The organism is uncultured Campylobacter sp. (assembly GCF_938045465.1).
In the GTDB taxonomy this organism is placed as follows: Bacteria; Campylobacterota; Campylobacteria; order Campylobacterales; family Campylobacteraceae; genus Campylobacter_B.
The window spans coordinates 1-6,261 of record NZ_CALIBF010000097.1; the positions used below are offsets into that span (position 1 = coordinate 1).

The following is a 6,261-nucleotide window of genomic DNA, read 5'->3' on the forward strand; positions in this document are numbered from 1 at the left end:
TATCCCCGATATCGCTTCTTATGGATTCTAGTTCATATATTATTTTAAATGGATTATCCGTAACTTTTTTACCAGTATTTTCGTTGTTTATATCTCTTAAATCGATCTCTATATCTTTACCTTTATAGTGCAAAAGCCATATATCCTCGCCGCTATAGTTCATATCTCTAGGATCTCCGATAGTGATACTGCGCACTGAAAAAAGCCAAATACCTCTTTCTCGATCTATGCACCAACTTCTTGAATTTAAATCTACCCAATCAAGCTCACCCTGATAATACTTATTGCATATCTCATTGCAGGGTTTTAGTAAATCGTATTTCTCGACATCCTCTTTTGAAATACGCTCTGTAACAAACGCCATTCTCTCCTCCTTAAGAAATTTAATAATCTTAGATTTTATGATATGTTTATATTCGCCTATGCGCTAATAAATATAGCGCAGGAATTAAATTTATAATTAATTTTCGCTTTGAACCGTGCGCAACGCTCGCATTAAAATTTTTCAAATTCCGAAGCGCAGTTTAAATTTACAGCCGCGGCTCGGCGCGCACTAAAGTGCAAGCCGCCGCCGTATGTTTAAAATCCCACTATAAACTATGCGGCGCTACGTATTCAAAACCCGCGCATATCAAGCGCTGCGATGACACGCCGAGCTATGCGGGCTCGGTAAATTTAACCGCGACGCACCTAAGCTTCTATCGCGTAGGGGATTTTATCTTTCGCGCCGGCGCCAGCAAAGCCTTTAAGCCGCAGCAGGCAGCTGTCGCAAAGCCCGCACGCAGCGTCCTCACGCTCGTAGCAGCTCCACGTAAGCTCCAGCGGCACGCCGATTTCAAGCGCCAGCGAGACGATCTGCGCCTTGCTAAGGTGCACGAGCGGGGTTTTGATGCGCGGATGAAAGCCGCGGCTCGTGCCCAGATCGAGCGCTCGCTCAAACGCGCCGATGAACTCCGCGCCGCAGTCGGGGTAGCCGCTGCTATCCTCCTGCACCACGCCGATGAAAATCGCGTCGCAGCGCTCCTTCTCGGCGAGCGCGGCGGCGATGCTCAAAAACACGCCGTTGCGAAACGGCACGTAGGTGCTCGGTAGATCCGAAAACACGCTCTCGCCGCTTGGCAGTGAAATTTTATCGCTTTGGCTTGGCGATAAAATTTGATTGTTTTGGCTTTGTGGTGAAATTTCACCCCCTGCGTGCTTGGGTGGAATTTCATCGCCCTGCTGCGGCTCGGCTCCGCTTTGAGATGCAATTTCGCCGTCTTGCAGTGAAATTTTGTCGTCGCGAGCTAAAATTTTGCCGCTTTGAGTTGGAATTTTGCCGCTTTGCGGTGAAATTCCATTGTACCCGAGTGAAGCTTCACCGCCTTGGGTTAAAATTTCACCGCTCTGCGCGCAGCCGCCGCTATTTCGCGCCGAATCTGCACCGAGCGGAGCGTCCGCAGGGCTCGCCGAGAAATTTGACGCAGTAAAATTTTGCCCGTCTAGGCGAGCGCTCTTGAAATTTGCCACGCTATCAATCTCGGCGCCGACAGAATTTGCCGCGCCGCAAAGCTCCGCCGCGCCCTTTCTGATCGGCAAGGCGCCGTCCGTAAGGGCGCTGCCGCCGATTTGCGCGATGAAGCGAGCGTCTAAAATCAGCCTCTTTGCGACCCCTAAATCGTCGCAAATTTTACCGAAGCACTCGCGCTCCTTGCCCATCGTGCGCTGATCGTAGTCAAAGTGCAGCGCCACGATCTCGTAACCTTCGCGCTTCGCGATATAGGCGCAGGTCGCGCTGTCCATGCCGCCGCTGATCACGCATAAAGCTCTCATTTTCGTCCTTTTTTTGCTAAAATTATACGAAAATTTTATAAAAGAGGGGTAAAAATGATACTTTGCGAGCAGCCCTATCCCGAAATTTTAGACGCTATCGCGGCGGAGCTGGGCGGCGGGAGCGTCGAGCTAATTTTTGTGCGCGGCGAGGAGATGCGGCAGCTAAATGCGCAAACGCGAGGCATCGATAAGGCGACCGATGTGCTGAGCTTCCCGCTCGATCCTGCGGCGTTTGCGGGCTTCGGCGAGGATTTGGGCGAAGAGAATTCCACGCATGAAAACAGCGGCTCTAAAAATCAAAACGCTGCGAATTCCGCTAGTGAAAATACAGGCGTCGCGAATTCCGCTAGTGAAAATACAAGCGCCGCAAATTCTGCGAGTGAAAATTCCAATACCATAAATTCCAAAAATTCCGAGGGCGAAAGTCCTAGCGATGAAAATTTAAAGAATGAAAATTTTGGCGACGAGAATTTCGCTCCCGCGCTGCTCGGCTCGGTCGTGATAAATTTAGACCTCGTAGAGCTGAAAGCCGCGCAACTGGGGCACGGCAGGGATGACGAGACGGCGCTACTTTTTACGCACGGCATGCTGCACGTGCTAGGTTACGATCACGAGAGCGACGACGGACAGATGCGCGCCAAAGAGTGCGAGATCATCGAAAAATTTCGCCTTCCAAAAAGCCTGATCGTGCGAACGGAGGGAAATGAGGAGTAGGCGCTGTATATCGAAAAGGGGCGAGCAAGGCATGCGCGGCGGCCTAAAATTCTAATCAAATTTTAAAAACGCAGATTGGGAAGCAAAAACTACAAGCCCAAAACCGCAGCGATAAAAGGATTTTTAGGATAACTCGCCATGATTTCCCAACCAAAATTTCGCATGCTCAAAATTTATCAATCGCAACTGAATGCGTTTGTATGATTAACTACTTAATGGTAAATTTTTGTATTTAAATACAAATTTCTACAAACGGATGTTTGTGAAACTTTGTCTTTAAATTTACTAATTTTAATAGAAACCGCTTTAAGACCGTTTATTAAATTTACGGAATCGATAAAAAGCAAATAGTCTTCGTCTTTATATTTTATCGGTCCGAAATAAATCAGGGTGTTTCCTGCGATCTTGTTTCGATAATCCTCAAAATCTATCCTGCTATGATATGAATCGTTTGAGGGGTCTTTTATAATCTTACCGCACTTTTGCGGATCTAGAATATACATAAAATTTGCAAAAGACATCTCGTATAACCGAAAATCTCTATACGTCATAATATACAAAAGCTTATTATCAAATTTATACAATGTAAATCCTCTCCCGATAAAGCCGTCTCTAATCGTTTTATTCATATCCATATACCAGCAATCGCCCATATTTTTCTTTAAAACGGGATTGTTGTAATTCGTCGTATCAAAAACCAGAGGTTTGATTACGCTTATATTCTTCCATTCGAATAGATCGTCGTAAAAGTCATTACAGAAGTCTCTCTCTTTTGATAAATGCTCTTCATATTCTTTTTTGAGCGTTGCATTTTGTTCTATTCGCCAAAAGCCAACTATTTTTCCGTTGAAAGTGGTTTCTCCTTCTGTCATACCGGAAGCATTGCTTCTGACTATTTTCTTATCGTGAGCCTTCCATAAAGCTATTTTTAAATCAAAATGAATTTCTGTATCGCTCGCATCGTATGCATTCGCAAATAGTGCGAATACGATCATTAAGATAAAAATATGAATCCGCATAACTAACTGCTCCTATTGATAAAGCTTCGTGTTTAAATACGAATTACTACAAACAGGCATTTGTAAAATACCGTCTTTAAATTTCCTGATTGCGACATTGAGTAATTGACCGCTATGCGTATTGTCAAAATCTATGAAAAGTAGATAGTCTATATCTTTATAACGTATCGGTTCGGCATAAAACAGACGCGGTTTATATATAATATTGCCCGGAATTTCTAAATTTACCCTGCTGCGAGGGTTTTTTATGATTTTACTACATTCCCGCAGATCTAAAATGTAAGCGAGATTTGCGAAATCATCCGTCTGATATATATAAGAAGTAGTTTTGTAAATCATAATATACAAAAGCTTATTATCAAATTTATACAATGTAAATCCTCTCCCGATAAAGCCGTCTCTAATCGTTTTATTCATATCCATATACCAGCAATCGCCCATATTTTTCTTTAAAACGGGATTGTTGTAATTCGTCGTATCAAAAACCAGAGGTTTGATTACGCTTATATTCTTCCATTCGAATAGATCGTCGTAAAAGTCATTACAGAAGTCTCTCTCTTTTGATAAATGCTCTTCATATTCTTTTTTGAGCGTTGCATTTTGTTCTATCTTAAAAAAATAAAAACTCTTGCCGTTAAACGTAGTTGCGCCCCGAATCATAGGTTCGTGAAGAGCTTTTCTTACAACTTTTTTATCTTGAATTTTCCATAAAATAGATTCCAGTTGCCATGGCATCGATGGCTGCTTTATATCATCCGCTTTTACGAACGATACGGCAAACAAGATCGCTAAAATAAAAGCACGAATTTGCATCCCTTGCTCCTTAAAATGGGATTTTGGAATCCTAAAAGCGTTTTTTGTTATCGGTTACATAAGCTTATATAACATAATTACTTAATCTGATATAAAATATATTATCATATCCGCACAAATACTAATTTATGCATATACCGCCGATCTATACGGCAGGCTTTCAGTGTTTAAAGCACTAATCAATTTTATTCACATTCATGGATATATGGATCTTTTAGGGTAAATTCACCGTAATTTCCCAACCAAAATTTTGCATACTCAAAATTGTCAATCGCAAATGTCGCATGGTGCTCGCTGTATACCCTGCGCGATCTGCATTTTTTGCCTTTGTAATCATAGTGATCTGATAGCTTTTTATAAAACTCGATGCTTTCGTTATCAAAGTCGTAGCCCAGCGCGATATCTTGATTTCGCCCGTCGTAAAAATGAATATAGTCGAAATCGAAGTTATAATAAACCTTGCAATGGCCATTTTCGCCGTTTATTATGGCATCGCTGCAATATTTTTCTAGCTTTGATTTCTCTTTTTCAAACTCATGCCTTAGCTTGGTTTGCTCAGACGGGTCTAAATTTTGTGTTTTCTCAGTAAAAAATTTCTCTTCATACCCAAGCGCCTTTTGCAATAAAATAGCCGCATATTCGGCTCTTTTAGAATAAAAATATAGAAAATAAGAGGTATATAGCATAAGGATGAAACCTGCAAAAATCATAAAATTTCTAAGTAGTTTTTTCAAATCGTCGCCTTTCTATGTTCTATATCGGTGCAAATAGTTTTGCCTCTTTCAAAAAGAGCGATGACTTATTATATCCCCCCGTTAAGATTAAAACGCTGCAATTTGATATTATATTTTGATTTTAATCTGATATAAGAATGACGGGGCGTAAAATTTATAGTCGTATCATGTAAATTCTGCGAGCAAAATTTAGATAAATAAAATTCGCTTAACTGCACGCTTAGCCAAAACTCACAGAGTATGTATTTATTCCTGCAGACAAACCCTCAAGCGCGCCGATTTAGAATTTAAATTTCTTAAATTCTATCTTTTCATCGAAAACCGACATCGTGCGCCGTAGCTCATCTATATCGACATTTAGCACGGCTAAGAAATACTCCCGTAGCTGCACGTATTCATCTTTGTTTGCCATCAAAATATTCATTATATCGACGTTGGCATTTTCTTTATATAGCACGAGCTGATCGTGAATGCCGAAAAATCCGAGGCTGCCATTATGTAGATGCATAAATATCTTAGAGCCGTAAAGCAGGGTAAGTACCATAGTAAAAATACAAACTATATTTCTAATATTAACACTCACGCTTTCGTCGTCTCCGCCAAACTTAAGCGCGAGTAAAACCCAAACGGCGATAACGATCTTAAGGGCTAACGGCATTTGCTGCCTCCAACTCCATCTGCAATCGAAGCTAATCGCCATCGCACCGATCTTTTGTAGCTCAAAAAATTTCACAATTTCGCCCTTTTTATAATACGCGACGGCGGAGTTCGTCATCACGAAATATGCTTCGCCCTCGCGCCTAGCTGCCTCTATGAGCGGCAAGGGCACTAGGATAAACATTTGCAATACGCCTAGCTCTGGCGGCCCTACCACGATGACGGCAAAAAACAAAAATATTAAAAATACGCAGCACATCGCGGGGAATTGATATTTAACGTAATCGCGATAGAGATGATCCGTGATGATTAATGGGGCTCTGTCATAATCTATGATTATGGTATTATCCTTGCTCGAAAGGCTCGCGTTCTTGTAGGTATATGTTTCTGTACTATCATCTGCAAACTCCGAGCCATCTAGTTTTAAATCCGGTTTTAAATTCAGATCGCAAGCATCAGGCTTATCACTATCTGTCTGCGATCTGCGAGGCGCCTTTGCATGACTTCTGCGT

6 protein-coding genes and 2 pseudogenes are annotated in these 6,261 nt (G+C 42.1%); 1 reads left to right on the top strand and 7 read right to left on the bottom strand.

Annotated elements, in window-relative coordinates:
• From Q0413_RS04620 to Q0413_RS04630, 3 genes and pseudogenes are all read right to left on the bottom strand, one after another.
• Positions 1-364: hypothetical protein (locus Q0413_RS04620; RefSeq protein ID WP_298987762.1), on the bottom strand; the 364-nt coding region annotated here is incomplete at its 3' end.
• 326 nt (positions 365-690) lie between these two features.
• A pseudogene (locus tag Q0413_RS04625) lies at positions 691-1,137 on the bottom strand (7-cyano-7-deazaguanine synthase); the annotation flags it as partial.
• 408 nt (positions 1,138-1,545) lie between these two features.
• Positions 1,546-1,812, bottom strand: a pseudogene (locus Q0413_RS04630) (7-cyano-7-deazaguanine synthase); the annotation flags it as partial.
• A 54-nt stretch (positions 1,813-1,866) separates the two neighbouring features.
• On the opposite strand from Q0413_RS04630, the gene ybeY reads away from it, so the two are divergent.
• Positions 1,867-2,526 (top strand): rRNA maturation RNase YbeY, encoded by a 660-nt coding sequence (gene ybeY, locus Q0413_RS04635; RefSeq protein ID WP_298987763.1) that lies wholly within the window; start codon positions 1,867-1,869, stop codon positions 2,524-2,526.
• A 212-nt stretch (positions 2,527-2,738) separates the two neighbouring features.
• On the opposite strand, the gene Q0413_RS04640 is transcribed toward ybeY, so the two are convergent.
• From Q0413_RS04640 to Q0413_RS04655, 4 genes are all read right to left on the bottom strand, one after another.
• Entirely contained in the window at positions 2,739-3,398 is a 660-nt protein-coding gene (locus Q0413_RS04640; RefSeq protein ID WP_298987764.1) for a hypothetical protein, read from the bottom strand.
• A 159-nt stretch (positions 3,399-3,557) separates the two neighbouring features.
• Positions 3,558-4,358 (bottom strand): hypothetical protein, encoded by an 801-nt coding sequence (locus Q0413_RS04645; RefSeq protein WP_298987765.1) that lies wholly within the window; start codon positions 4,356-4,358, stop codon positions 3,558-3,560.
• A gap of 185 nt (positions 4,359-4,543) precedes the next feature.
• Complete coding sequence (locus tag Q0413_RS04650; RefSeq protein WP_298987766.1) at positions 4,544-5,092, bottom strand: hypothetical protein; 549 nt, start codon at positions 5,090-5,092, stop codon at positions 4,544-4,546.
• Positions 5,093-5,372: 280 nt separating this feature from the next.
• The coding region (locus tag Q0413_RS04655; protein ID WP_298987767.1) for a hypothetical protein at positions 5,373-6,261 on the bottom strand (889 nt) is incomplete at its 5' end.